At 68.9% G+C, this 25368-nt stretch carries 18 protein-coding genes; 1 reads left to right on the top strand and 17 read right to left on the bottom strand.

Annotation, left to right across the window (positions count from 1 at the left end):
- Nucleotides 1–413 precede the first annotated feature (413 nt).
- The 11 genes from KZC51_RS00455 to KZC51_RS00505 all read right to left on the bottom strand — a co-directional run bounded on the left by KZC51_RS00455 (nt 414) and on the right by KZC51_RS00505 (nt 15480).
- Entirely contained in the window at nt 414–3530 is a 3117-nt protein-coding gene (locus KZC51_RS00455; RefSeq protein WP_247628056.1) for a carbohydrate binding domain-containing protein, read from the bottom strand.
- 488 nt (nt 3531–4018) lie between these two features.
- Nucleotides 4019–5275, bottom strand: a complete 1257-nt coding sequence (locus KZC51_RS00460) for an FAD-binding protein (protein WP_247628057.1) — start codon at nt 5273–5275, stop codon at nt 4019–4021.
- A gap of 162 nt (nt 5276–5437) precedes the next feature.
- Complete coding sequence (arfA, locus tag KZC51_RS00465) at nt 5438–6949, bottom strand: arabinosylfuranosidase ArfA (protein ID WP_247628058.1); 1512 nt, start codon at nt 6947–6949, stop codon at nt 5438–5440.
- A 44-nt stretch (nt 6950–6993) separates the two neighbouring features.
- Nucleotides 6994–7872, bottom strand: coding sequence for a carbohydrate ABC transporter permease (locus tag KZC51_RS00470; protein WP_247628059.1), 879 nt, complete (start codon nt 7870–7872; stop codon nt 6994–6996).
- On the bottom strand, nt 7869–8813 hold the full coding sequence (locus KZC51_RS00475; protein ID WP_247628060.1) for a carbohydrate ABC transporter permease: 945 nt from the start codon (nt 8811–8813) through the stop codon (nt 7869–7871). Before KZC51_RS00475 ends, KZC51_RS00470 begins: the two co-directional genes overlap by 4 nt.
- Before the next feature lie 77 nt (nt 8814–8890).
- Entirely contained in the window at nt 8891–10246 is a 1356-nt protein-coding gene (locus KZC51_RS00480; protein ID WP_247628061.1) for an ABC transporter substrate-binding protein, read from the bottom strand.
- 162 nt (nt 10247–10408) lie between these two features.
- On the bottom strand, nt 10409–11362 hold the full coding sequence (locus KZC51_RS00485) for a 3-hydroxyacyl-CoA dehydrogenase family protein (RefSeq protein ID WP_247628062.1): 954 nt from the start codon (nt 11360–11362) through the stop codon (nt 10409–10411).
- On the bottom strand, nt 11359–11826 hold the full coding sequence (locus tag KZC51_RS00490) for a ribose-5-phosphate isomerase (RefSeq protein ID WP_247628063.1): 468 nt from the start codon (nt 11824–11826) through the stop codon (nt 11359–11361). Before KZC51_RS00490 ends, KZC51_RS00485 begins: the two co-directional genes overlap by 4 nt.
- Entirely contained in the window at nt 11823–13565 is a 1743-nt protein-coding gene (locus tag KZC51_RS00495; RefSeq protein ID WP_247628064.1) for a dihydroxyacetone kinase family protein, read from the bottom strand. The genes KZC51_RS00490 and KZC51_RS00495 overlap by 4 nt, the downstream gene beginning before the upstream one ends.
- Nucleotides 13562–14542: a sugar phosphate isomerase/epimerase family protein gene (locus tag KZC51_RS00500; RefSeq protein ID WP_247630562.1), complete on the bottom strand. Its 981-nt coding sequence runs from the start codon at nt 14540–14542 to the stop codon at nt 13562–13564. Before KZC51_RS00500 ends, KZC51_RS00495 begins: the two co-directional genes overlap by 4 nt.
- Nucleotides 14543–14784: 242 nt before the next feature.
- Complete coding sequence (locus KZC51_RS00505) at nt 14785–15480, bottom strand: GntR family transcriptional regulator (protein WP_247628065.1); 696 nt, start codon at nt 15478–15480, stop codon at nt 14785–14787.
- Nucleotides 15481–15607: 127 nt separating this feature from the next.
- Between KZC51_RS00505 and KZC51_RS00510 the strand changes: the two genes are divergently transcribed.
- Nucleotides 15608–16639 (top strand): LacI family DNA-binding transcriptional regulator, encoded by a 1032-nt coding sequence (locus tag KZC51_RS00510; protein ID WP_247628066.1) that lies wholly within the window; start codon nt 15608–15610, stop codon nt 16637–16639.
- 34 nt (nt 16640–16673) lie between these two features.
- On the opposite strand, the gene KZC51_RS00515 is transcribed toward KZC51_RS00510, so the two are convergent.
- From KZC51_RS00515 to KZC51_RS00540, 6 genes are all read right to left on the bottom strand, one after another.
- The gene (locus tag KZC51_RS00515; RefSeq protein WP_247628067.1) at nt 16674–17765 is read right to left on the bottom strand and encodes a COG1470 family protein; all 1092 of its coding nucleotides are present in this window, start codon (nt 17763–17765) and stop codon (nt 16674–16676) included.
- A gap of 64 nt (nt 17766–17829) precedes the next feature.
- Entirely contained in the window at nt 17830–20544 is a 2715-nt protein-coding gene (locus KZC51_RS00520) for an alpha/beta hydrolase-fold protein (protein WP_247630563.1), read from the bottom strand.
- A gap of 380 nt (nt 20545–20924) precedes the next feature.
- Nucleotides 20925–22115: a bifunctional 2-methylcitrate synthase/citrate synthase gene (locus tag KZC51_RS00525; RefSeq protein WP_247628068.1), complete on the bottom strand. Its 1191-nt coding sequence runs from the start codon at nt 22113–22115 to the stop codon at nt 20925–20927.
- A gap of 16 nt (nt 22116–22131) precedes the next feature.
- Nucleotides 22132–23031 (bottom strand): methylisocitrate lyase, encoded by a 900-nt coding sequence (gene prpB / locus KZC51_RS00530; protein ID WP_247628069.1) that lies wholly within the window; start codon nt 23029–23031, stop codon nt 22132–22134.
- A gap of 145 nt (nt 23032–23176) precedes the next feature.
- The gene (locus KZC51_RS00535) at nt 23177–24703 is read right to left on the bottom strand and encodes an MmgE/PrpD family protein (protein WP_247628070.1); all 1527 of its coding nucleotides are present in this window, start codon (nt 24701–24703) and stop codon (nt 23177–23179) included.
- Complete coding sequence (locus KZC51_RS00540) at nt 24700–25368, bottom strand: GntR family transcriptional regulator (RefSeq protein WP_247628071.1); 669 nt, start codon at nt 25366–25368, stop codon at nt 24700–24702. Before KZC51_RS00540 ends, KZC51_RS00535 begins: the two co-directional genes overlap by 4 nt.

Consider the following 25368-nt stretch of genomic DNA (forward strand, 5'->3'; position numbering starts at 1 on the left):
CTCGTATCGCGGCGGGAGTCGTCGCATGTTGACGCATCCGCGCAGGACAGCGACCATCTCGCCCTCTTCCCGGGCCGAGCGGTCGTGAATGGTCGCTACACGCGCCGCGAGGAGACCAGATGCGACCATTCGGAGGCGAGGGGCGGCCGATCCAGCGCCACGCTGGGGTGCCCACGCTGAGGTGCCCATGCTGGGGTGCCACGCTGAGGTGGCCATGCTGGGGTGCCTACGCTGGGGTGCCCACGCTGAGGCGCCCACGCTGGGGTGCCCACTCACCCCGCGCGGAGCCTGCGATCGTCTGCCGTCGCCGACCGGGGTGCACGCGAAAGCCCGCCCCTTCCTGCTGTGGGGGCAGCAGGAAGGGGCGGGCTGTGGGAGAGGTCGGTCACCGCAGGGAGGGCGGTGACCTCACCTCACTCCGTCTCGGCCTCCACGACCGAGCGGCCTCGGCGACGCAGGAGCCAGAACCCGGATCCGAGCGCCAGCAGGAGCGCACCGATCCACGCTGCCGTCAGCGACGCACTCGCGTCGCCTCCGGTGTTCGCGAGGGACCCGTCGGTACCGCCGGTTTCACCGCCGGTGGAGGGACCACCGTCGGTGCCGCCATCGGTGCCGCCGTCGGTGCCGCCGCCCGTGCTCGCCCTGGTGACCGTGAGCGGCAGCCGCGCGAGCTCCGTCTCACCGTCACGCAGCACGATGTGATGCGCACCGGCCGTCGTGTCGGCGGGGATCGTGACGGTCGTCTCGATCCGACCGTCTGCGGTGGTCGCGGTCGCGAGCGCACGGTAGGTGCTCTCGATGCCGATCTCGACCTCGTCGGCCGTCACGCCGGTGGCGGTCACGGTGACCTTACCTCCTGCGGCGACCGTCGAGACGGAGAGCTGCGCACTGAGCTGCTCTCCGGGACCCTCGTCATCGATCGCGGTGAACGCCCAGTTGTCGACCTCGAACAGGTCGGTCTCGGCATCCGTGCCCTCGGCACCGGCGAAGACGAAGAACACGTCGTGCTCTCCGGTGGCGCCGGTGACCTCGGCCTCGACCGTGGTCCACTCTCCGACCGTGCCGTCGACGGGGATCTCCGCCACGACGGGGCCGTCGACGTCATCCAGACGCACCTGGATGCTGCTTCCTTCGACCAGCGGCTTCACCTTCGCCGACACCTTCTGCGCGCCGGAACCGAAGTCGACACCGGAGATGCCGGAGAAGTCCCCGTCATCGATGCCAGAGAGCACCATGTTGCCCGAACCGTTGTGCTCGGGGAACTCGACCGAGGCGGCATCCGTCTTGGTCGTGGTGATGCCGAGCTGCCAGGCCAGGGTCTCCGCCTCGAAGGTGCGGTACGGGTCGAAGCTCTCGACCTGCGCGACGCCGGCCTTGGTTCCGACGATCGGCTTGATGGTGCCGTCCTCGTTGAACTCGAGCTTGTCGATGTGCACCGAGCGGTAGCCCTGCGTCGAGCCCGGGGTTCCGAGCGCCGCCGCCCACGCCGCCCCGCGCGTCTGCGCGTGGTACGTGAAGTAGGTCTCACCCTTGTACGTGAACATGTCGGAGTGGTTGTTGCCGCCGTTGCCCGCTCCGAAGAACGTGCCCTGGTTCTGGAACGCCACACCCGCGTACTCCGAGGAGCCGAGCTTCATCGGGTCATCGGTCATCATGTACGCGATCGCACCGCGCGACGGGTACAGCCCCGGCGCCTCGTTCACCTGGAAGTTCGACGAGTACGAGTAGTAGTACTTGCCGTCGCGCTTGAACATGCTCGAGGCCTCGAACATGCCGGGGGCGTCGATCTCGACCGGGTCGCCGTCGAGGGTGACCATGTCGTCCTTGAGCTTCACGACGCGCGTCGACTTCGGGTTCTGCGGTCCCTGCACGTTCGGCGAGGTGCCGATCTGCGAGTTGCCGCCGAAGTACAGGTAGCCCTGGCCGTCGTCGTCGATGAAGACCTCGGGGTCGAAGAGCCACATGCCGGCGGGGAAGCCGCCTTCGGCGATGTAGTCGCGCGACACCGTGTCGGGGATGATCTTCTTGCCCAGCGGGTCCTCCCACGGGCCCAGCGGCGAGCCGCCGACGACGACCGCCGTGCCGGTTCCGCTGTCGCAGAAGTAGAGGTAGACCTTGCCGTTCTTCTCGATCGCGGCCGGAGCCCAGGAGTTGCGCGCCCAGGGGGCGGCGCCGCCTTCGCGAGCGACAGGCACCGAGCCGTGGTCGACCCAGTTGACCATGTCGGTCGTGGACATCACGTTGAGGCGGGTGATGCCGCCGTAGCCGTTGGACTGCGTCGGCAGACCGTTCTCGTCCTTGCTGTTCAGGTCGTACTGCTGCGTGTCATCGGTCGAGTAGATGTAGAGGCGACCGTTGTAGACGAGGTGGTGCGGGTCGGCGCCGAACTTGTGGCCGACGAGCGGGTTGTGATCGCCGACCGGCTTGGTCTGCACCTTCTCGAGGCTGGTGAACTCCGGCCCCTCGGGAGCGTCCGCGATCTTCACGAGCGACAGCTCGTCGACCGAGAAGTCCTGCAGGGCGTTCGAACCCCACGGGGTCTCCACGAACAGCCACCCTGCGGCGACGTGCTTGGCCTCGGCGGTGAACTCCTGCGAGAACGTGCCCCACTCGCCCTTCGTGAACGTGTGCCCGTAGTCGGCGCAGCCGTTGAAGTTGGTGGGGCAGAAGGTGAAGTTGAACTGCTGCGTGGCGTTGCCCTCGTCGTACTTGAGCTTGCCGGTGAGGCGGTATGAGGCGCCCAGCTCGATCTTGTCCGCGACGTTCGCGAACGGACCGGACTGCGTGTTCTCGCGGCCCGTGACCTTCAGCGAGTGGGCGCCGCTCGCCGCATCATCGCTGAGAGCCAGCGTGCCGCCGCGGGTGTTGGTCCATCCCGTGAAGCCGGAGACGAAACGGCCGTCCGGCAGGAGGTTGCCCGGCACCGCCGGGGGCTCGGTCACGGCGGGGGCGCCGTCGTCGGTGGTCAGCGAGACGTCGTCGATCACGAAGGACTGGATGTCGGTGTTCCAGGGCGTCTCGACGAACATGATGTCGTAGTCGGCCGACAGCGGCGTGAACGTCTTCTCGATCGTGGACCACGCGCCCGCCGTCGCCGTCGTGGAGGCGACGACGTCGCAGCGGCTGCGCGTCGAGGTGCACAGCACCACGTTGAAGTTCTGCGTGGCGCGGCCGGCGTCGAACTTCAACGAGAGCGACAGGTCGTAGGACTGGTCGGTCTTCAGCAGCCCGGTCACCGTGGCGGTGGGGCCGGACTGGAAGCTCGAACGGTCGCTGATCGCGAGGGCCTTTGCGCCGGTGCGGGCATCCGTGCTCTCGGTGAGCGTGCCGCCCAGCGGTGCGGTCCATCCCGACAGCCCGCTCTCGAACGTGCCGTTCTGGATGAGGTCGGACGGAGCGGCGAAGGCCGCCCCCGGCACTCCCACGGCGGTCACGGACGATGCGATGAGAGCGGCGACTCCCAGCAGCGCTGCGGGGCGCGATACGGATCGGCTGCGGTGCCGATCGGTGGATCTGGGCTGTGGTTTCACTGGTGTTCTCCTTGTGGATCGATTTGCGGATCGATTCGCGTGAGGGCGCGCGGGCGCGCACCGATCACGGCCTCCTCAAGGAGAAGGCCGTCGAGGGTGCTGACCTCAGGCGAGGGTGGGGATGCGACCGAGGGCTCGCGCCGCAGCGGATCGCCGCAGGGCGGACTTCGGTCCCCTTGTGGGGTAGATGGGGTTCGGCGCGGGCGCGCTCAGCGTGGCTGCCGAGGCTGCCCTTGCCCGGGTTCGCGCGCCGGACGACGGCGTGCGGCACGGTGACCGTGTCGACAGAGTCGGATACCGGCGATGCTGTTCATGCACTCTCCTCCTTGAGATACCGGAACGTCGAGCAGCGCGAGCGCGGCGGACCTTGTCGAGCCGCACCACGATCACTGCTATCCGCATGTTACCGGTAACAGGTCGCAACGCACAAGACCTCGGTGCCGAGGGCGCGCCGATCAGCCGCCCTCACCCCGCGGTCTGCTCTGCCCCTACAGCCCCAGGCGCTCCAGATACGGGTTCACGAACCGGCGCTCGGGGTCGTACGCAGCCGCGAGCGCGGCGAAGTCATCCCCGCGCGGATACCGCGCGCGCATCTCGGCAGGATCGAGCGTGAACACCTTGCCCCAGTGCGGGCGCGCGGTCTCGGGAAGTGCGGCCTCGATCGTCGGGAGCAGCGCCCGGACGGCCTCCTCCTCGGGCTTCCAGGTGAAGTGGATGCCGACGGCGTCCGTGCCGTACGCCGAGCTGAGCCACAGGTCGTCTGCGCGCACGGTGCGGATCTCGTTGACGAGCAGCAGCGGCGCGATCTGTCCGGCCAGCATCCGCACCGACTGGATCGCCGCGACGGCCTCCGCACGGGGCACGAGGTACTCGCTCTGCAGCTCGGCACCGGCCGACGGCGTGTACTCGAGCTTGAAATGGGTGAGGCGCTCGAACCACGGGCCCGGCGCCCCGAACTGCTCGGTGCAGGCGATGGGGTCGACGCCGAGGATCGGATGCCGCTTCGACACCGCCGGCTCCGCACCCAGGCGCTCGAACAGCGACTCCCGTGCGGCTTCCCGTGCCTCGGGCTGGCGCTGTTTGACCCAGATCTGGTCCACGAAGTCGGTGCGCTCCCAGGTCGAGAAGAGACTGACGCTCGTGCCGATCGAGGTGACCTCGTCGAAGTCGGCAAGCACGGCATCCCAACTCGGATGCTCGAACACGTATTGGGACACCTGGTAGGTCGGCTCCACGTCGAGCGTGAGATCGAGCACCACGCCGAGCGCGCCGAGGCTCACCACCGCGCCGTCGAAGCCGTCATCGCCACGGCGCAGGCTGCGGATCTCGCCGCCGGCGGTGAGGATCGTGACCGCGCGGACCGCGCTCGCCAGGGAGCCGATCGCGTCACCCGAACCGTGCGTTCCGGTGGCGACCGCTCCGGCCACCGAGATGTGCGGGAGTGAGGCGAGGTTCGCGAGCGCGAGTCCCTCGGCTTCCAGCAGCGGCGCGATGTCGCCGTAACGCAGACCGGCCGACACACGCACGGCATCCCGCTCGGCGTTGACCTCGAACACCACAGGCAGGCGGTCGAGCGCGATCAGCGTGCCGTCGGTGTCGGCGATGTCGTTGAAGCAGTGCCGCGATCCGAGCACGCGCATCGGCCCGTCCGCCGCCAGCAGCGCGCGCACCTCGTCGACGGACTCCGGATGCGCGAGCGCGGAGGCCCGGTACGTGAGGTTGCCCGCCCAGTTGCGTTCGTTCATGCCGAGACTCCTTCGCCCGCCCGCCGTTGTCCTGTCGCAGTCTATGCGCGGGTCTCACCCGCAGGCCCGCTCGATGTGCGCGCTGGCACCGACCAGCGGCGCCCGAAGGAACGGACGACGAGGCGGCAGTCCATCACCGCCGCGCCGCCCGCCCCTCGGCTGTCATCGCACCGTCACGGCCGTCCATGACACGGCCGGCAGCGTGAGGGAGATCGTGCCGTCGGCCACCCGGGCCGACGTGTTCTCCTGCATGCCGACCCGCTCGGGGTCGTCGATCGTGTTGCGCGCGTGGATGTCGTCGTCCTGCAGGGTCTGCGCCGAGGTCACCGACACGTCGCCGAGCCTGCTCACATCGATCTGCACCGTGACCTCTTCGGTCAGACTGCGGTTCACCAGGAACAGCGCCGTGTCGCCGGTCTCCTCGTCGTGCGTGGCGACCGCGTCGACGAGCGAGACGTCGCCGTAGGTCTCGGTCGCGTACGTCGGCGCTTCCAGCCGCACCTCCAGCGCCCGCCCGCGCGCCAGGCGCGAGGTGATGGCGAAGGGGAAGAACGTCGTCTGACGCCAGGACTTGCCGTTCGGCTCGGTCATGATCGGCGCGATCACGTTCACCAGCTGGGCGAGGCTCGCCGCCGTGACCCGGTCGGCATGGCGCAGCAGGGAGATGAGCAGGTTGCCGAACACGACGGCGTCTACGACCGAGTAAGAATCCTCCAGCAGACGCGGAGCGATCGGCCATTCGTCGGCCGCGGTGATCTTCTCGACGTCGTTGAACCGCGACTGGTACCAGACGTTCCATTCGTCGAACGAGATGTTGAGCGTCTTGTCGCTCCGTCGCAGCGCCTTCACGTGGTCGGCCGTCGCCACGACCGCCTCGATGAAGCGGTCCATGTCCACGGCCGAAGCCAGGAAGCTCTCGTAGTCACCGCCCTTGGGCTCGTAGTACGCGTGGCAGGAGATGAAGTCGACCTCGTCGTAGGTCTCCTCGAGGACGATCCGCTCCCATTCCCCGAAGGTCGGCATCGACGCGCTCGAGCTGCCGCACGCGACGAGTTCGAGATCGGGGTCGACCATCCGCATCGCCCGTGCCGTCTTGACCGCCAGGCGCCCGTACTCGTGCGCGGTGGAGTGACCGACCTGCCACGGGCCGTCCATCTCGTTGCCGAGGCACCACATCCGCACGTTGTACGGATCCTTCTTGCCGTTGGCGATGCGCTTCTCCGACCAGAACGTGCCCGAGGCGACGTTCGTGTACTCGAGCACGTCGAGCGCGGACTCGATCCCCCGGGTGCCGAGGTTCACCGCGTACATGAGCTCGCTGCCGATGCCCTCCGCCCATGCGGCGAACTCGTCGAGGCCGATCTCGTTGGTCTCGATCGAGTGCCACGCCAGGTCCAGCCGCCGAGGGCGCTCTTCGCGCGGGCCGATGCCGTCTTCCCAGCGGTAGCCCGAGATGAAGTTCCCGCCGGGGTACCGGATCGTGGAGACTCCGAGCTCCTTGACCAGCTCGATGACGTCGCCGCGGAATCCGTCGGCGTCGGCCGTGGGGTGGCTGGGCTCGTAGATTCCTCCGTAGACGGACCGTCCGAGATGCTCGACGAACGACCCGAAGAGCCGTCGGTTGATGTCGCCGACCGTGAAGTGCGGGTCGATGGCGAGTCGTGCGTTGATCATTTTCACCTTTGCATGGGGAGAGTGGAGGTCACGAGCAGTCGGGACTACTTGAGACTTCCGATGGAGAGCCCGCCCTGCCAGTACTTCTGCAGGGTGAGGAACGCGATGATCAGCGGGATCACCGAGACGAGGGAGCCGAGGATGATGATGCTCCAGAGCGAGGTGCCGCCGGCGTTGTTCGCCGAGGCGATGCCCTGCCACATGCCGATGCCGACGGTGACGGGGAACAGCCTGTTGTCGGAGAGCATCGCCAGCGGCAGGAAGTAGTTGTTCCACGAGGCCACGACCGAGAGCAGCAGGACCGTGACGATCGCTGGGCGCATCAGCGGGATCGACACCTGGAGGAACGTGCGCAGCTCCCCCGCGCCATCGACACGGGCCGCGTCGAGCAGCTCATCGGGCACGGCTTCCCGGGTGTAGATGTTCATGAGGTATACCCCGAACGGGTTCAGCAGCGTGGGCAGGATCACCGCCCAGATCGTGTTCGTCAGCCCCACCTGCGAGAACAGGATGAACGTCGGGATGACGAGCGCCGTGGTCGGCACCATGACCGACCCGAGCAGCACCGCGAAGCTGAAGCTCCGGCCACGGAAGCGGAACTTGGCGAATCCGTAGCCCGCGGTCACGGCGAGCACGGTCGCACCGATGCCGCCGACGAAGGCGTAGAGGGCGGAGTTCAGCATCCACCGCGCGTAGATGCCGTTCTGGTACGTGAACAGGTCGACCAGGTTTCCCCAGTAGTCGATGTCGGAGGAGAACCACAGCGAGCTCCCGCCGCCGAAGAGGCCGGCGGCATCCTTCGAACTGTTCACGATGACCCACCAGAAGGGGATCAGGAAGTAGACGACCAGGAAGCCGAGGAGCACCTGGAGAGGCAGGTGCCGGCGCCGCGCCGCACGGGTGGAGTCGGTGAGAGTCGTCATGACAGGAAGCTCCCGCGCTTTCGGGTGATGAACATGAAGAGGTAGACGCAGACGAACACCACGGCGCCGAGCGCGAAGGAGATGGCCGATCCGTAGTTGTAGTTGGCCAGTGCGAATGCCTGTTGATAGGCGTACATGTTCGGCGTGAGGTCGGCGGGGATCGCTCCGGATGCCAGATATCGCAGGATCTGCGGCTCGTTGAAGAACTGCAGAGTGCCGATCAGGGCGAACACGAGGATCAGCAGCAGCGCCGGGGCGATCAGCGGGATCTTGATGCGCAGCGTGATCTGCCATCCGCTCGCCCCGTCGATGCGCGCCGCCTCGTACAGCGTCGGATCGATGCCCTGCAGCGCCGCGTAGATGATGATCATGTAGTACCCGGCCCACTGCCAGGTCACGATGTTGAGCAGGCCGAAGAAGACCAGGTCGCGGCTGAGCATGTCGGGGCCGGCCATGCCGAACAGACCGAAGATCTCGGCCATCGGGCCGAAGCTCTTGCTGTACAGGAACCCCCACATGAGGGCGCCGATGACCGCGGGGATCGCGTACGGCAGGAAGATCATCAGACGCGAGAAGCGCGCGAATCGGGTGACCACCGCGTCGAGGATCAGCGCCACCCCGAGCGACACCGCCATCTGCAGCGGGATCAGGATGGCGGAGAAGCCGATGACGAAGCGGATGCCGTCGAGGAAGTTCGGGTCGGTGAAGGCCTTGATGTAGTTGTCGAACAGGACGAACGTCGTCCCGCCGATCAGGCGTGTCTGGAACAGGCTCAGGTAGAGCGCGTAGAGCAGGGGCGTGACGAGAAGTGCGAGGAAGACGATCGCGAAGGGGGCGACGAACGCCCACCCGACGCGGCCGTGCGTGGACGCGCCACCGCGCCGCGCACTGCGCGTCTTCGTCTTCGTCGGCTGCGGGCGAACCGCGATATCGACAGTCATGGATGACTCCTGGTTTGAGGGGGGAAGGGGGACGCGGTGGGCCGCCCGCTTCAGCGGACGACCCACCGCGTGGACGATCACTCGACGGTGAAGCCCTGCTCCTCTGCGTACTTGACGACCGATTCCTGCAGGCCGTCGGCCGCCTCCGAACCGGAGACCGACCCCTCGTTGATCGACGCGAGCTGTTCGTTGAACGCGTCGAAGTAGTACGCACCGAACGGCGTGTAGGTCATGCCCGTGTACCCGTTCGCCGCGGGGACGTACACCTCCTTGTTCGCCAACTGCCCGCCGAAGAACGGCACCTCGTAGTTCTCGAAGTCGGGAGAGTTGAGAGCGGTGAGGTTGAGCGGGAAGATCACCTGGTTCTGCCATCCGTCCGTCAGCGATGCCTCGTCGGCGTAGACGCCGAAGGCGACCTTCGCCGCGAGCTCGGGGTTCGACGCCTGGCTCGTGACGGAGAAGGCGGAACCGCCCCAGTTGACGTAGGTCGGGTCGGAGGCGTCCCACTGCGGCAGCGGAGCGGTCGCCCAGACACCGGCGTCCTCACCCTCGCCGACGCCGGCGCCCGTCAGGTACCCCGGGGCCCAGGCCGCGGAGATGTAGGTCGCGTAGTCGCCGCCGATGACGCCGGCGATGTACTCGGGAGTGAACTGATCCTGCGTGCCGACCAGCCCCTTCTCGACCAGGCCGTCCCAGTAGTCCAGGACCTCCTTGGACGCGTCGTCGTTGAGGTTGATCGAGATCTTCTCGGGGTCGGCAGAGTCGTAGGTGAAGGGCTGCGCACCGTTCTGGTACTGCAGCGCCATCATGACTGCCGGCACGTTGGCCCCGAGGTCTCCGAACAGCGGGCCGCCGGCGTCCTTGACCTTCTGCGCCGCGGCCTCGTACTCCGCCCAGGTGGTCGGAGGGGTGATGCCGTAGGTGTCGAAGATGTCCTTGCGATAGATCATCCCCATCGGGCCGCCGTCGACCGGAACGCCGTAGACGCCCTCGCCGACCGAGACGTCCTTCCAGGCACCTTCGCTGTAGTTGTCCTTGACGTCGTCATAGCCGAACGCGGCGATGTCGACGATCGCGTTCTGCACCTGGAAGGTCGGGATGCGGTCGGCCTCGATCATGATCACATCCGGGGCGCCGGTGCCCGCGGTGATCGCGGTCTGGAACTTGTCGTACTCGTCACCGCCCTGTCCCGCGTTCGTCCAGCAGACCTGGACGTCATCGCTCGCCTTGTTGAAGTTGTCGACGACGAGCTCCATGTTCGGATACCACGCCCACATCGTCACGACCGGAAGATCCTTCTTCTCGATCGTGTTCGTGCAGTTGGTGGCTGCGTTGCCGCCGTTCGCTTCCGTGCCGCCGCTGTCGGCGCACGAAGCGAGGCCGCCCGCGAGGACGAGAGTGAGTGCCGCAGCGAGAGCGTGCTTCGTCTTCACTGTGTTTCCCTTCGGATACTGGACTTCATTGTTCAATGCCCCATCCGGTCGTCGGGACGCGAGATGGTTAGGATTACAACGTTGTATTTCTAACGTTGTAATTTTACCGCAGACATTGCCTGCGGTGTCAAGGAAGACGCCGCCGGTATACCGGCACCGCGTCTAGTAGTCGACCGGCGCCGGACCGATCTCATCGAGCAGCACGGCCATCGCCGCGTAGGCCCGATCCCGGTACGCGACCAGCTCTGCGCTGCGCTCGGGCGGCGTCGCGAGGAAGCCCCGCCCGCTCTTGACTCCGAGCTCGCCCCGCGCGACCCGGTCGCGCAGGGCTGCCGGCTCCGCGAACCGCTCGGGATACGCCTCCCCCAGCGAGCCGTAGCAGAACTCGTAGACATCGAGGCCGGCGATGTCGGCGATCGCGAACGGCCCGAAGAACGGCAGCCGGAAACCGAAGGTCGTGCGGGCGATGGTGTCGATGGACTCCGCTGTCGCGACACCCTCCTCGACGAGGCGGGATGCCTCCGTGAACAGCGCGTACTGCAGCCGGTTCAGCACGAAGCCCGTGACGTCGGGCACCTCGACCCCGGTCTTGCCGCACTCCGCGAGCAGCCCGATGACCCGCGCGACGACGGCACGGTCGGTGCCCGCGTGCGGGATCACCTCGACACCGGGGATGAAGGTGGCCGGGTTGCTGAAGTGCACGCCCAGGAAGCGCTCCGGTCGCTCGACGGCCTCCGCGAGCGATGCGATCGAGATGGTGGAGGTGTTGCTGCCGATCACAGCCGTCGACGGCGCCGCCGCGCTGATCCGGCGCAGGGTCTCGTGCTTGACGGCGAGGATCTCCGGTACCGCCTCCTCGACGATGTCGGCTGCGGCCACCGCCTCCTCGATCGATGCCGCGGCGACCACGCCCTCGGCGATGCGCGTCGCCGCGCCGAGCGGGAGCAGTTCTCGCGCCTCGAAATCCTGCGCCTTGCGGATGATGCGCTCCCGGCTCTGCGCGGCCTGCTCCGCCGTCACGTCCGCGAGCACGACCTGGCGCCCGGACAGCGCGATCACCTGCGCGATCCCTCCTCCCATGTACCCGGACCCCACCACTGCGACCTGCTCCGTCATGCCGACTCCTCCGCGTCCATCTGATCGATCAGTTCCACCTTGGCCGACGAGGCCGACCGGGGATCGAACGTCAGCCCCAGCCACTCGTCGACCAGCGTCTTAGCCAGCTCCGGCCCGATCACCCGGGCCCCCAGCGCGAGCACCTGCGCGTTGTTGCTGAGCACCGACCTCGCGACCGAGTATGCATCGTGCGCCGTCACCGCCCGCACGCCACGCACCTTGTTCGCAGCGATCGCCATGCCCAGCCCGGTGCCGCACACGAGCAGCGCCCGGTCCGTCCGACCGTCTGCGACCATGCTCGCCGCTTCCGCTGCGACGCGGGGATACGGGGTGTGACCGTCGGCATCCACGCCGACATCGACCACGCGCGCCACCCGCGGATCCGCTTCCAGCAGACCGCGGAGGATCTCCTTGTACTCGTAGCCCGCGTCATCCGCGCCGATCACGATCTTCCATCCGGTCATCGCTGCTCCTCTGTGTGCTCATCCGCATCGGCCCAGTCCGCGAGCGTCTCCACGATCAACGCGAACGACACGGCACCCGGATCGGGATGTCCGAGGCTCTTCTCGGCCAGCGGACGCGCACGCCCCTTCCGGGGACGCAGACTCGCGGTCTCCTGCGCCGCCCCGCTCGCCGCCGACGCGGCCTGCCGAAGCGCGGTCGCGACGGGTGCCCCCTCGGCGACTGCGCTCCGCAGCGCCACGTCGAACGGCAGCAGCGCATCGAGCATGGTCTTGTCCCCCGCCTCGGCTCCGCCCAGCTGGGCGATCCGTGCGCGAGCAGCCGTCACCGCTGCCGAGACGGCCTCTCCGCCCTGCGCTCCGGCGTCGTCGGCGACGCGACCGAAAGTCGACAGGGCGGCGCCCCAGAGCGCCCCCGAAGTACCCCCGGCGATCTCCGACCAGGCTTCACCCGCCGCGGTCAGCAGCGCCGAGAGCCCGGCACCGGCCGGAAGGGAGGATGCCGCCGCGACAGCTGCCTCCAGACCCCTGCTCATGCCGATCCCGTGATCGCCGTCTCCGGCGATGGCGTCGAGCGCCCCCAGGCTGTCCGCCTGCTCCACGACGGCATCGCGGGCCAGCGCCAGCAGCTCACGCGCGGTCTCGGCGGCGCGCTGCGAGGAGGCGGATGCCTGGCGGTGCTCGATGACCTCGTCGACCGCGATCGGGCCAGGGCGCTCCGCGCCATCCGGATTGCTCGCATCGACGACTGTGCCGCGCCGGAATGCGGGCGACGCCGCGGGAGCATCCCACAGCTCCTCCAGCTCGTCATCGAGCCAGAGCAGGGTGACCGAGACGCCTCCCATGTCGAGACTCGTGACCAACTCGCCACAGAGCGGACTCGTCACCGCGATGCCCGCCTGCTCGAGCTCGCGATGCAGGTGCCCGAAGAGCACGAAGAGCTCCTCGTACTTCACGGTCCCCAGCCCGTTCACCAGAAGCGCGACACGCGACTCCGCACCCTGCGGACGCTCGGCCAGCAGAGGCTCGAGGAGGGTTCGCGCCAGTTCCGGCGCCGCCTGCACGGGGACATCGCGGATGCCGGGTTCGCCGTGGATGCCGAGCCCGATCGACATCATCCCCTCCGGCACCTCGAACAGCGGCTCGCTCGCACCCGGCACCGTGCATCCGGAGAAGGCGACGCCGATCGTGCGGGTGCGGTCGTTCGCATGCCGCGCGAGCCTCTCGACCGCGTCGAGGGAGTCGCCGCGTTCCGCTGCCGCACCGGCGATCCGGAACACGCACAGGTCGCCGGCGATGCCCCGGCGCTGCGCGGCCTCTGCCGCCGGGGCGCTGGCGATGTCATCGGTCACCAGCACGGTGCGCACGTCAAGGCCCTCGTCGCGCAGACGACGCTCGGCCTCCCCGAAATGGATGACGTCGCCGGCGTAGTTGCCGTAACTGAAGAGCACTCCCCCGCCCGCCTCGACCGCGCGGGCGACGCGCACCGCCTGCCCTGCCGATGGCGACGAGAAGATGTTGCCGCACACGGCCGCCGCCGGCATCCCGACGCCGACGATCCCGGCGAAGGCGGGGTAATGACCGGATCCACCCCCGACGACGACCGCGACCTGTCCCGACGAGAGCGGCGAGCGCCGAGCGACACCCCCGTCGACGCGGCGCAGCTCCTGCGAGTGCGCGAGCACGAGACCGTCCAGCGCCTCGGCGACGAAGGTGTCCGGATCCGAGACGATGCGCGTCATGAGGCGACCCTCTCCGCGTGCTGGGCGACCCGGCTCGTTCCGGGCTCGTACGGGCGGCGCGGCAGGATCCGGCTGCGCAGATAGTCACGGTTCGCGGCACTCATGCTCAGCCCGTCACCGCCGTAGTGCTCGGTGCAGATGACTCCCTGGAATCCGTTCTCGATCGCGACGCGGAACGCGGAGCGGTAGTCGATGAGCCCGCTCTCCAGATACGTGGGCGCCGTCGTGATCACCCCTGATGCCGGGTCCTCATCACGCGTGTAGTTCTTGACGTGCCAGAAGTTGGTGAACGGCGCGGTCAGCGCCACGACCTCCCGCCAGTCCTCGATCGGCTCGTGCAGCCGGATCAGGTTTCCCACGTCGGGGTTCAATCCGACCTCACGCATGCCGATCTCCTCGACCATGCGCACGGCCGATGCCGCCGTGCCCAGGAACGTGTGCTCGTACATCTCGAGAGACAGCAGGATGCCGAGGTCGGCGGCGTGTGCGCCGAGCTCGCGGAATCGACGGACGGCCAGCGCCCACGCCTCGGCGTCATCCGGACGATCGCGGTGGCCCTCCACCGTCCAGAACCACAGCTGTTCCCGCTGCCGGGGCGTCAGCGCCTGATGCAGCCCGACCGAGACGACGTCGATCCCGAACTCGGCGGCGAAATCGAGCGTGCGGTGGCTGTAGGCGAGATTCTCCTCCCCGGCGCCCTGCTCGATCACGCTGCGCCGGATCGCCGAGACCGAGCTCGCGCGCAGACCCGCGTCCGCCAGCGCTGCGCGCAGCGCCTCGCGGCCTCGCGCATCCAGGTCGCCGTAGCGCAGCCAGGAGTCGGTGAGGTCGACGTGCGCGAAACCCGCATCGGCGACCTCCTGCAGCGTCGTCGACCACTCGCGCCGCAGCGCGTCTTGCCCTGCACCGATGGGCAGGTGCGCCGTGAAAGGCAGCATGGCGGCCGCGATCGGCCAGTCTTCGGCAGTGAACGCCATCATCCATCAACTCCATTGAATCCGGTATCATGCACGATACACGGTTTGAGCAGATCGACGAGCGCTTTCTCGCGAGCGGGCGCGCCGGACTGCGATCGCCACGGGACGCGTGCCGCACGTCTGCGGCCGGTGCGCATCATCGACGGGCCGTGCGACCGCCGCCCCACTGCGGGAGAGTCACTGGCCGTCAGCGGGAGCGAGACTGCGGCAGGGATCGCCGCGAACGGATGGTCCGGGTGGGATCAGTCGTGGATCTCGGCCAGCGCGCGGGTCCGCACGCCGACGAGGTGAGCCTGCATGGCCTGTGACGCCGCATCCGCGTCCCCTGCCGCGATCGCGAGCGCGATGGCCCGGTGTTCGGAGACGGTCGCCTCGGCGTCGGTCACGCCTCGCCCGGAGAACAGGCGGAAGCGCTGCACGTGACTGCCGAGCGCGTCGTAGGCATGCACCAGGAAACGGTTGTGCGTACCGGCCACGATCGCCCGATGGAACTCGCGATCGGCGTCGTAGTAGGCACGGAAGGAGTCGAACTGCTCGCCGCGCGGCGCCGCCGCCAGTGCGACGACGCTCGCCTCGAGCTCGTCGACCAGGCCTTCCCTGGCCGGACGGAGCGCGGCCGCCGCCGCCACTGCCGGCTCCAGAAGCAGACGCGCGTCGATCAGATCAGCCAGTTCGTCGGCGGTGAGCGCGGGCGCGACGCGGTAGCCCCGCAATGCCAGGCGCTGGACCAGGCCCGTCGACTCCAGCCGGGTGAGCGCCTCGCGCACCGGGCTGGACGAGACGCCGAACTCGCGGGCGAGCGCGTCGATGCTCAGCGGAGAGTCGGCAGGAAGGTGCCCGTCGATGATCAGGCGCAGCAGCTGGTCGTGAACGTCGTCGACGACAAGACGAGGACTGATCCGCTCGGGGCGGACGGGTCGGCGCTGCTCGGTCGGCATTGCGCCATCTTACGGTCACCGGAAGCGCCGGAGCCGACCGAACCGCGCTCCGCAGCGTCGCGCAGCACGGAAGCTAGAGTATGGGGAATGTGCCGCAGCGGCGGTGCGAACTGCGATGGGCGGGATCATGGGTTCGACGATGCACGACGTCGCGCGCCTCGCCGGCGTGTCGATCAAGACCGTGTCGAACGTGATCAACGACTTCCCGCACGTGCGGCCGGACACCCGCGAGCGCGTACAGGCCGCGATCGATGAGCTCGACTACCGCCCCAACCTCTCGGCCCGCGGGCTCCGCTCCGGCAAGACCGGGGTGATCGGCCTCGCGGTGCCGGCGCTCCGGGAGAACTACTTCGCCGAGCTGGCGGATGCGGTCATCCGCGCCGCTGATGTGCGGGGCCTCGGCGTCGTGGTCGAGCAGACCAGCGGCGAGCGCACCCGGGAACTCCAGGCCGTCAGCGGAGGGCGACTGCGCCTGACCGACGGACTGGTCTTCAGCCCGTCCGCGCTCGGGCAGAGCGACGCCGACGCGCTCGGCACCGACTTCCCGCTGGTGCTGCTCGGCGAGCGGATCTTCAACGGCCCCACCGACCATGTCGCCATGCACAACACGACTTCGGCGCGCGCAGCCGTCGAGCACCTCATCGACACCGGCCGCCGGCGCATCGCGATCATCGGGGCAGAAGAGCAGCGCGGCGCCGAGGTCAGCTCGGCGAGCCTGCGTCTGGACGGGTATCTCGAAGCACTCGATCAGGCGGGCATCCCGATCGATCCACGCCTCATCCGCCCCAGCATCCACTGGAACCATGCCGCGGGTGCCGACACCACTCGGCAGCTCATCGAAGAGGGCGTCGCGTTCGACGCCGTCTTCGCGCTGAACGACACCATGGGTCTGGGCGCGCTGCGCGCACTCGGCGAAGCCGGCCTGCGCGTTCCGGAAGACGTCGCCGTGATCGGATTCGACAACACCGACGAGGCGCACTTCTCGGTGCCGTCGCTGTCGAGCGTCGACGTCGGTCGCGAGCAGATCGCCGTCGCCGCCGTCGACCTGCTGATCGAACGCATCGAGGAGAAGGGCGTGCGCCGCCCCCCACGCACCATCACGCCCGACTTCCGCATCGTGCGCCGCGAGTCCACCGGTTTCCCCGGGAACCGCCGCTGACCCTCCTCCACGTCGCGTCCGGTGCCGTCGTCGCTCAGGCGCGATCAGCGCCCTGCGCGGCTGCGACGGCCTCGTCGATCCGCGCCTGCACGCGCGCCGCCGAGCGGGTGCGGAGGCGCCGGAACAGCAGCACGCCTCCGACGACGAGCACGATCAGCGCCAGCTGTGCCCACGGCACGGTCCACACGGTGAACGCCTCCTCCGACGCCGCGAGCGCGCCCTCGATCTCATCGTCTCCGACCGCGGCCGGGGACGCGATGACCCGACCGTCCGCGAGGAACAGCGGCCACACCGGGACCCTGACCTCTGCGGGGCTCGACTGGCCCGGCAGCAGCTCCCGCTGCGCGAGCGCAGGCGACTCGTCTGACAGCAGACCGAACGGCCCCGCCGTCCCGACCACCGTCTCGGCCCCCAGCCGCACGTTGCCCGTGTTGGCCAGGTCGTAGCGCACCACCAGCGTTCCGGGGGCGAAGGGATTCCACGAGGGCTCGTACGTCGCCTGCACCCCATCGGGACGCACTCCCGCCACGATGTCGCCGGACACCCGCAGATGCACCCGCACGCCGACGCGCGAGGCGAGCTGCACCTCCGAGGCGGCATCCGGCAGCAGCTCGGCGACGATTCCCGCCGGATGGTCGCCCGGAGCGGCATCCGCGGGGACCTCGATGTGCACGGGGAAGACGACGCTCTCCCCCGCGGGAACGCTCACGGCGAAGCCGCCGTCGTCGCGCGGCGCCGCGCCATCGACGGCGCCGAGCGCCACCCACGCGCCACCGCCCGTCGACTCCTGGCCGGCGGGGATGAGGTCGAAGCTGCCATCGCCGCCGACCGTTCCGTCGCTCGCATAGACCGCGAAGGTCGCAGGCTGGGCGCTGAAGTTCGACAGCGCGAGGCTCTCCTCCACCGACGCGCCGGGATCGACCCGGTGCCGCAGGGACACCCGCCCGTCCGGCGCGCCATCGACGGCCGGTTGCAGCGCCCAGGTGATTCCCGCGGCGGGATCGGGAGCTGGGTCGGCTTCGGCGGGAACGGGCAGGGGATGCGCGCCCGCAGCGGCCGGATGCCCGATAGCGAGCAACAGCGCCAGTGCGGTCGCGCCCAGCAGCGAGAGGGGATGCAGGTTCATGGTGCTCCAAGCCGTCGTGCGGCCGGCCGACGGATCGACCGGCCGCACGGGGTGAGGTTCCGGGTCAGTCGACCGGGAACAGCGAGATGGACAGAACGCTGGAGTACGACCCCGGCTGCGTGTCGACCGGCACCTCCAGCTGCAGACCGGCCCCGAGCTTCGCGGACCCGAAGCGCCCCTCGGTGGAGGCACTCGCCAGCTCACCGGCGGTCGAGAGGCCCGAACCGCCGTCGAGTGCGGTCGCCAACGCGTCTCCGGCCGCGAGGCCGGCACGCGGCGTGAGCACCTTCGGCACCCAGCCGAGGTGATCGGCCTGGATGGTCTGGCCCCCAGAGGTGAACGGCTGCGCCTGAGCCGCGACGGTCCATCCGCCCAGGCCCGCCTGCTGCGCCGTGCGGGAGTCCGTCACTGCGACCTCCGGCAGCTCACCGGTGAACCGGAGCCGGTCACCCACGTTCTGCGGAGCGGACAGGGCGATCCCGGCGCCGAACTCCGCGACGGTCATCGCGAGCACGCCGTTCTCCCCCTCGGCGATCGCTGCGGTCACGGGGATACCGGATGCCGTGTCAGCGGCGAACAGCTTCGGCGCGAAGTCGATCAACGCCTTCTGCCAGACGTCCCAGCTGTGCGGCCCGGGGATCGGCGCGTGGAACTCGTGCGTGATGCCACGGGCCTCGAGCGCACTGATGAGCGACATCGTGTTCTGGTACGTGAAGTCCTGGATGTCACCGGTGTAGACGGCCAGGAGCTTCGTGCCGGCGTTGATCGCGTCGACGTCGGCGCTGGCCGGCGGGGCGCTGAATGCCGAGAAGGCACCGATGTACGCGAACTCTCCGGGGTGCGCGTAGAGCGTGCTCAGCGCGTGACCCGAGCCCATCGAGAGACCGGCCAGTGCGCGCTGCGCCGGATCGGAGCTGACGTTGTACGCCGCCTCGGTGGCCGGAACGATGTTCTGCAGGATCTCCTTCGGATAATCGACGCCGTTGCCGTTCGCCATCACGACGACCATCGGACGGATGGTGCCCTTGGCGTAGTGGTTGTCGAGGATCTGCGCGGCGCGTCCGACCTGGATCCAGTCGCTCCAGGTCTGCCCGCCGCCATGCTGGAGGAAGAACACCGGGTACGGCTCTTCGCGGTCGGGGTCGTATCCCGGCGGGGTCCAGACGTAGGCCGAGCGATCCTGCGCACCGGCGAGGGTCGGGTAGTCCATGGTCTCGACCGCGCCGCGCAGCTCCGGCGCCACGTCGCCGGTGAACTCGCCGCGTACGCCGCTTCCCGCCACGAAGAACGTGCTCCACTTGGACTCCGAGGTGACCACGGTCGGGTTCCCCGCATCCTTGTGGTCCACGCGATCCACGACGAACTTGTAGTAGTACGAGCCGCCCTCGAGCGGCCCGAGGGTGAGGCGCCAGCGGTCGCCGACCTTCTCCATCGGAATGCGGAGCCAGTTGCCGGCCGGTGCCCAGTTCGCCCAGATCGTGACGTTCTTCGCGGCACTGAACTCCGTGCCGGTCTCGAAGGTCACGACGCCGTGCTCGTCGACCCAGGGGGTGGGCGTGGTGCCGGTCGCGGGGAGCGAGTGCGCGCCGTTCAGGGCGCGGTGCCCTTCGCTCATCCCGGGGTCGTCGACATCGTGGAAGAGCCGGGAGGCGAAGTCGTGCAGCGACTCCCGCCAGGTCTCCCAGATGCCGCCGTAGCTCGGGTTGACCCCGTCGAACTCATACTCCACGCCGGCGGCGTCGAGCTTGGCGGTCAGGGCGACGTTCTGGTTGTAGGACCGGTCGGTGGTGTTGCCGACATAGAGCCGGATCAGGTCGGTGCCCTCATTGATCTGGGTGGCCTTAGCCGCGCTGATGCTGCTGACCAGGTTCCCCGAGAAGGACCCGACCTTCGAGAACTCCCCGGGGTCGGTGACCATGAGGTTCAGCGCCTGCGAAGCGCCGCGGCCGATGCCGGCGATGGCCTGGTCCGCGGCGTCATCCGAGATGTGGAACTCCTCGCGCGCCGCAGGCAGCAGACCGTCGAGCACCTCGGAGCGCACATCGGTCGAGTTGCCGTCGCCCATCACGACGACCATCGGCTCCATGGCGCCTTCGACCGCGAGGTTGTCGAGGATCTGAGCGGCGCGCCCGAGCTCGGTCCACTCGCTGTACGCCTGGCCGGCATCCTGCAGCAGGTAGAGCACCGGGTACTCGTCGGCGCGGTTCGCGTCGTAGCTCGGAGGCGTCCACACCTGGGCGGAGCGCTCCTCGCCGGCGGTGGCGCTGTCGTAGGTCAGCGTGTGCAGCTCGCCGCCCGCGGGGACGTCCGCCTGCCATGCCGCCGATGCTCCTCCGACGAAGAACGTGTTGTACGACGGCTTCGCGGTGACCGGCTGCTCGGTGGCCGGGTTGCGGAACGTGACGAGCTGTTCGGTGCCCGCGATCGTCGCCTTGTACTGGAAGGAGTACTGTCCGGGCTCGAGCGGCCCGATCGTGGCGGTCCAGGAACCGCCGCTGAGGCCGAGGTTCAGCTGGGACCAGCTATGGCCAGGGCCGAAGTTGCCCTCCACCGCCAGCGATGCCGGCGCGCTGCCGACCTGGCTGCGCACCACCGAGTCCGGCACCGTGAACCGGTAGAGACCGTCGGCGGGTTGGGATATCCATGGATCCGCCGGGGTATCGGCAGCCGCAGCGGGCTGCGCGGCCAGCAGCGAGCCGGCCCCCACCGCCGTCGCCGCCAGCAGTGCGACCCAGCGGCTGCGACCGCCGCGGGGGGAGGCACTCGTTCGAGTTCTCATCACCTTTGATTCCTCTCGTGTCATCCGCGCGCAGAACCGCACACGGTGCGGACCGTGCCCTGGGGAGCCGGTCCTTCGCGAGATCACGACGCCGCGAGAAGAGCAGGTTTACAACGTCGTAATACCGCTGCCTGACAGCATGTCGCGCCAATATTCCGATGTCAAGGCAAATTTACGACGTTGTAAACACAAGCCCTGTGAGCGCGACCCTCCTGCCCGGCCGGCATCCACCGAGATCGCCGGCATCCACCGACGCCGGCATCCACCGAGATCGCCGAGACCCACCGACGACGCCGAGACCCACCCCCGCCGACGTCGGCGGGGGTGGGTCTCGGTGCCGATGATGGGTCTCGGGGCTTCACAACCCCGGGCGAACCGTGTCAGCCGGCAGCTTCCTCCGGACGTTCGAGCACCTCGATCGCCGAGGTGTCGGGCTCGTACTCGTCGATGTGCCGCTCGTCCGGACCGTCGTACAGCGACAGCGGACGGATCAGCGCGTTCGACGCCTGCTGTTCGACGATGTGCGCGGTCCATCCGGTGATGCGTGCGGCAACGAACAGCGGGGTGAAGGTGAGCGTGTCGAAGCCGATCAGGTTGTACGCCGGGCCCGAGGGGTAGTCCAGGTTCGGGTAGATGCCCTTGCGCCCGACGAACTCGCTCTCGAGCTTGTCGTACAGCTCGCCCACCTCCGGCCTGTCGTAGTGCGCGATGAGCGAGTCCAGCGCAGCCTTCATGGTCGGCACCCGTGAGTCGCCGCGCTTGTACACGCGGTGGCCGAACCCCATGATCTTGCGCTTCTCGGCGAGCGCGGCATCGAGCCAGCCCTCGACCTGGTCGGCCGTGCCGATCTCGTCGAAGATGTGCATGACGGCCTCGTTCGCGCCTCCGTGCAGCGGCCCCTTGAGCGCGCCGATCGCACCGACGACCGCCGAGTACAGGTCGCTGAGAGTCGACGTGATCACGCGGGCCGTGAACGTGGAGGCGTTGAAGGAGTGCTCCGCGTAGAGGATCATCGAGCGGTTGAACGCGTCGACCACCACCGGGTCCGGCTCCTCGCCGAACGTGAGCCAGAGGAAGTTCGCGGCGTAGTCGAGGTCGTCGCGCGGCTCGACGGGGGCGAGTCCCCGGCGACGCCGCTGCCCGTACGACACGATCGCGGGGAGCGCGGCGAACAGCGTGAGGCTGCGCTCCTGGTTCTGCTCCGGCGTGCCGACGGCATCGAGCACATTGGCGATGCCCGCGGTCTCGATCGCGCCGATCACGCTCACCGCGGTGCGCACCTCGTCCATCGGATGCGAGTCCAGGGGCAGCCGGTCGATCGCGTCCTTGACCGCGGGCGAGAGGGCGCGGTGCTGCCGCTCGGTCAGCCGGAACGCGGCCAGCTCTTCGCGTGTGGGCAGCTCGCCGTGCCACAGCAGGTACGCCACGGCCTCGAAGGACTGCGTCGCCGCCAGCTCCTGCACGGGGTAGCCGCGGTAGAGCAGGCTGTTCGTCTCGGGGTTGACCTTCGAGATCGCCGTCGTGTCGACGACGACGCCCGCGAGGCCCTTCTTGATGTCCGGCTCGGTCATGTCACTCCTTCGTGGGTTACCGCTCGAGTGTGAAGTTGAAGACCCCGGAGTCGAAGTGGTTGTACGACTCGTAGTCGATGAGGTCGTAGAGATCGGCGCGGTGCTGCATCTCGCCGAGCTTCGAGGTCAGATGCCCCTCGTCGTTCAGCGTATCGAGAGCACGGCCCGCCGCGCCCATCGCGATGCGCAGCAGCGACACGGGCCAGATCACGATCCGCACCCCGGCGCTCTGCAGCTGCGCGCTCGAGAAGAGCTCGCTCTTGCCGAACTCCGTCATGTTCGCCAGGATCGGCACGTCCAGCGCGTTCGCCATGACCTCGAACTCGTCGAGCGTGCGCATGGCCTCAGGGAAGATCGCGTCGGCCCCGGCATCCACCAGCGCCTTGGCACGGTCGATCGCGGCGTCAAGTCCCTCCACGGCCCGGATGTCGGTGCGCGCCATCAGCAGGAAGTTCTCGTCGCGGCGCGCGTCGGCGGCGGCACGGATGCGCTTGACCGCCGTGTCCTCGTCGACCACGCTCTTGCCGTCGAGGTGCCCGCAGCGCTTGGGGTTGACCTGGTCCTCGATGTGCATGCCGGCGAGGCCCGCATCCTCGAGCTCCTGGATCGTGCGCGCGACGTTCATCGGTTCGCCGAAGCCGGTGTCGGCATCGACGATCGCGGGCAGGTCGGTCATGCGGGCGATCTGCTTGGCTCGACCGGCGACCTCGGTCAGGGTCGTGAGGCCGATGTCGGGGAGCCCGAGGTCGGCGGCGAGCACGGCGCCGGAGATGTAGACGCCGTCGAAGCCCTTCTGCTCGATGAGGCGGGCGCTCAGCGGATTGAACGCCCCGGGGAAGCGCAGCAGCTCGCCGCTCGCGAGCCGCTCCCGGAACAGCCGCCGCTTCTCGGCCGGGGTGGTGGTGGAGTACAGCATCAGTTCTCTCCTCTCGGTGCGGCTCGGTTCACAACTCCGCAAGAATCATTGCCTACGAGGAGAGCGACGACGAGATCACGCGGATCATGCGCGCTGCACGCCGATCTTTGAGGAGTTGTGAACAGCTCCCCGATCCGCGCCCGCATCAGAACAGCCCGGACGGCGCCGGGGCGGCCTCGAGCAGCCCGGGCTTCGCGACGATGGACAGCTCGCCGACCTCCGCGGCCGTGAGCTCCGGCAGACGCTGCACGAGCGCGAGGAACCGCTCGATCTCGGCCGGCTCCAGCACCGGCTCCGCCAGCAGACGGAACTTCGCGATGTAGTTCTCGCGGGCGAACGGCCGGGCGCCGAGCGGATGTGCGTCCGCCACCGCGATCTCGTCGACCACGGTCGAGCCGTCGGTGAGGCGGAACTCCACCCGACCGCCGAACGCCTTCACGTCAGGGTCCTCGGAGTGGTATCGGCGGGTCCACTCGGCATCCTCCGCCGTGGTGATCTTGTGCCACAGCGCGACCGTGTCGGGCCGCGCCGCACGCTCAGGGGCGTAGGAGTCGACGTGGTGCCACCCGCCGTCCTGCAGCGCGACCGCGAAGATGTACGGGATCGAGTGATCGAGCGTCTCGCGCGACGCCGTGGGGTCGTACTTCTGCGGGTCGTTGGCGCCCGAGCCGATCACGTAGTGCGTGTGGTGGCTGGTGTGCAGCACGACCTGTGCGATGTTCGCGGGGTCGCGCAGCGCAGGGTTCTCGGTGCCGAGCTTGCGGGCCAGGTCGATCCACGCCTGCGCCTGGTACTCGGCCGAGTGCTCCTTCGTGTAGGAGTCCAGGATCGCCCGCTTGGGCTCGCCCGGCGCAGGCAGCGGCACCTCGTACGCGGCATCCTTGCCGTCGAGCATCCAGGCGATCACGCCGTCTTCGCCCTCGTAGATCGGAGCGGGGCTGGTCTGTCCGCGCATCGCCCTGTCGACCGCTTCGACGGCCATCTTGCCGGCGAAGGCGGGGGCGTGCGCCTTCCAGGTGGAGATCTCGCCCTTGCGGCTCTGCCTGGTCGCCGTGGTCGTGTGCAGCGCCTGGCCGACGGCCTGGTAGATCGTCTCGACGTCGAGGCCGAGCAGGGTGCCGATACCGGCGGCGGCCGACGGGCCGAGGTGCGCGACATGATCGATCTTGTGCTTGTGCAGGCAGATCGCACGCACCAGGTCCATCTGGATCTCGTAGCCCGTCGCGATGCCGCGGACCAGCGCACGGCCGTCCTTGCCGGTGTGCTGCGCGACCGCCAGGATCGGCGGGATGTTGTCGCCGGGGTGCGAGTACTCCGCCGCCAGGAACGTGTCGTGGTAGTCGAGCTCACGCACGGCCACACCGTTGGCCCAGGCCGCCCACTCGGGGCTGGTGCGGTGGTCGAGAGCGGCACCGTACAGGTTCGCGCCCACGCCGCCCGTCGAGACCGGGTGGCTGAACGCCTGCGCACGCGCCGCGTTGATCGGGCCGCGGGTGAGAGACGCCGCCGCCACCGCGGCGTTATCGATGATGCGGTTGATGATCATGTCGACCACGGGCTGCTCGACCTCGACCTGGTCGGCGGCGACCTCGGCGATCTTCCAGGCGAGCTGCTCGGAGCGTGCGAGGTTCTCTTCGCTGCGGTGGACGCGGACGTGATGCGTGACGGTCATTTCACACCTTCGGGGTTGGCTGTCAGGGAGTCGAGGATGCCGGTGAGCGCGTTGTGCAGGTGCACGTGCGTGGCGTGGGCGGCGAGGTCGCCGTCGCGGGCGGCGAGCGCCTGGGCGATCGTGCGGTGCTCGGAGGCGGATGCGGCGAGCCGGTCGGGCTTGTCGCGCGCCATGCGCCGCACCCGTACGAGGTGCGTGCGCACGGTGCGCAGAGCCGAGGCGATGTAGTCGTTGGCCACGGCCTCATCGAGGGCCGCGTCGAAGCGCGCGATCAGGGCGTAGTACGCGTCGCGCCCCGCGTCAGCCGTCAGGTCGACGTGCGCGAACTCCTCGGCGAGCGCCGCGAACAGAGCGGCGTCGCCGCGGGAGGCGGCGAGACGCGCGGAGGTCTCCTCCAATGCGCGGCGGATCTCGAACAGGGCGCGGATGTCGTCGGCATCCAGTCCCGCCACGACGGTGACGCGCGGCGACTGCTGCACGACGAGTCCGTCGGCTGCGAGTCGGCGCAGCGCCTCGCGCATCGGCGTGCGGCTGACGCCGAGCCGCTCGGCCTGCTCCACCTCGCCCAGCACGGTGCCGGCGGCGAGCGCTCCGGACTGGATGCCGTCGAGCAGCGCCGCGTAGGCACGATCGCCGGCCGTGGTGCGCTCGACGGGAAGGGTCAT

The organism is Microbacterium croceum, from assembly GCF_023091245.1.
In the GTDB taxonomy this organism is placed as follows: Bacteria; Actinomycetota; Actinomycetes; order Actinomycetales; family Microbacteriaceae; genus Microbacterium; species Microbacterium croceum.

Coding starts and splice junctions, on each gene's coding strand:
- prpB (WP_247628069.1), bottom strand. CDS start 23,031: ATGCTGTACTCCACCACCACCCCGGCCGAGAAGCGGCGGCTGTTCCGG.
- KZC51_RS00495 (WP_247628064.1), bottom strand. CDS start 13,565: ATGACGCGCATCGTCTCGGATCCGGACACCTTCGTCGCCGAGGCGCTG.
- arfA (WP_247628058.1), bottom strand. CDS start 6,949: ATGATCAACGCACGACTCGCCATCGACCCGCACTTCACGGTCGGCGAC.
- KZC51_RS00470 (WP_247628059.1), bottom strand. CDS start 7,872: ATGACGACTCTCACCGACTCCACCCGTGCGGCGCGGCGCCGGCACCTG.
- KZC51_RS00510 (WP_247628066.1), top strand. CDS start 15,608: ATGGGTTCGACGATGCACGACGTCGCGCGCCTCGCCGGCGTGTCGATC.
- KZC51_RS00540 (WP_247628071.1), bottom strand. CDS start 25,368: ATGACCCTTCCCGTCGAGCGCACCACGGCCGGCGATCGTGCCTACGCG.
- KZC51_RS00515 (WP_247628067.1), bottom strand. CDS start 17,765: ATGAACCTGCATCCCCTCTCGCTGCTGGGCGCGACCGCACTGGCGCTG.
- KZC51_RS00475 (WP_247628060.1), bottom strand. CDS start 8,813: ATGACTGTCGATATCGCGGTTCGCCCGCAGCCGACGAAGACGAAGACG.
- KZC51_RS00490 (WP_247628063.1), bottom strand. CDS start 11,826: ATGACCGGATGGAAGATCGTGATCGGCGCGGATGACGCGGGCTACGAG.
- KZC51_RS00525 (WP_247628068.1), bottom strand. CDS start 22,115: ATGACCGAGCCGGACATCAAGAAGGGCCTCGCGGGCGTCGTCGTCGAC.
- KZC51_RS00505 (WP_247628065.1), bottom strand. CDS start 15,480: ATGCCGACCGAGCAGCGCCGACCCGTCCGCCCCGAGCGGATCAGTCCT.
- KZC51_RS00500 (WP_247630562.1), bottom strand. CDS start 14,542: ATGGCGTTCACTGCCGAAGACTGGCCGATCGCGGCCGCCATGCTGCCT.
- KZC51_RS00485 (WP_247628062.1), bottom strand. CDS start 11,362: ATGACGGAGCAGGTCGCAGTGGTGGGGTCCGGGTACATGGGAGGAGGG.
- KZC51_RS00535 (WP_247628070.1), bottom strand. CDS start 24,703: ATGACCGTCACGCATCACGTCCGCGTCCACCGCAGCGAAGAGAACCTC.
- KZC51_RS00520 (WP_247630563.1), bottom strand. CDS start 20,544: ATGAGAACTCGAACGAGTGCCTCCCCCCGCGGCGGTCGCAGCCGCTGG.
- KZC51_RS00460 (WP_247628057.1), bottom strand. CDS start 5,275: ATGAACGAACGCAACTGGGCGGGCAACCTCACGTACCGGGCCTCCGCG.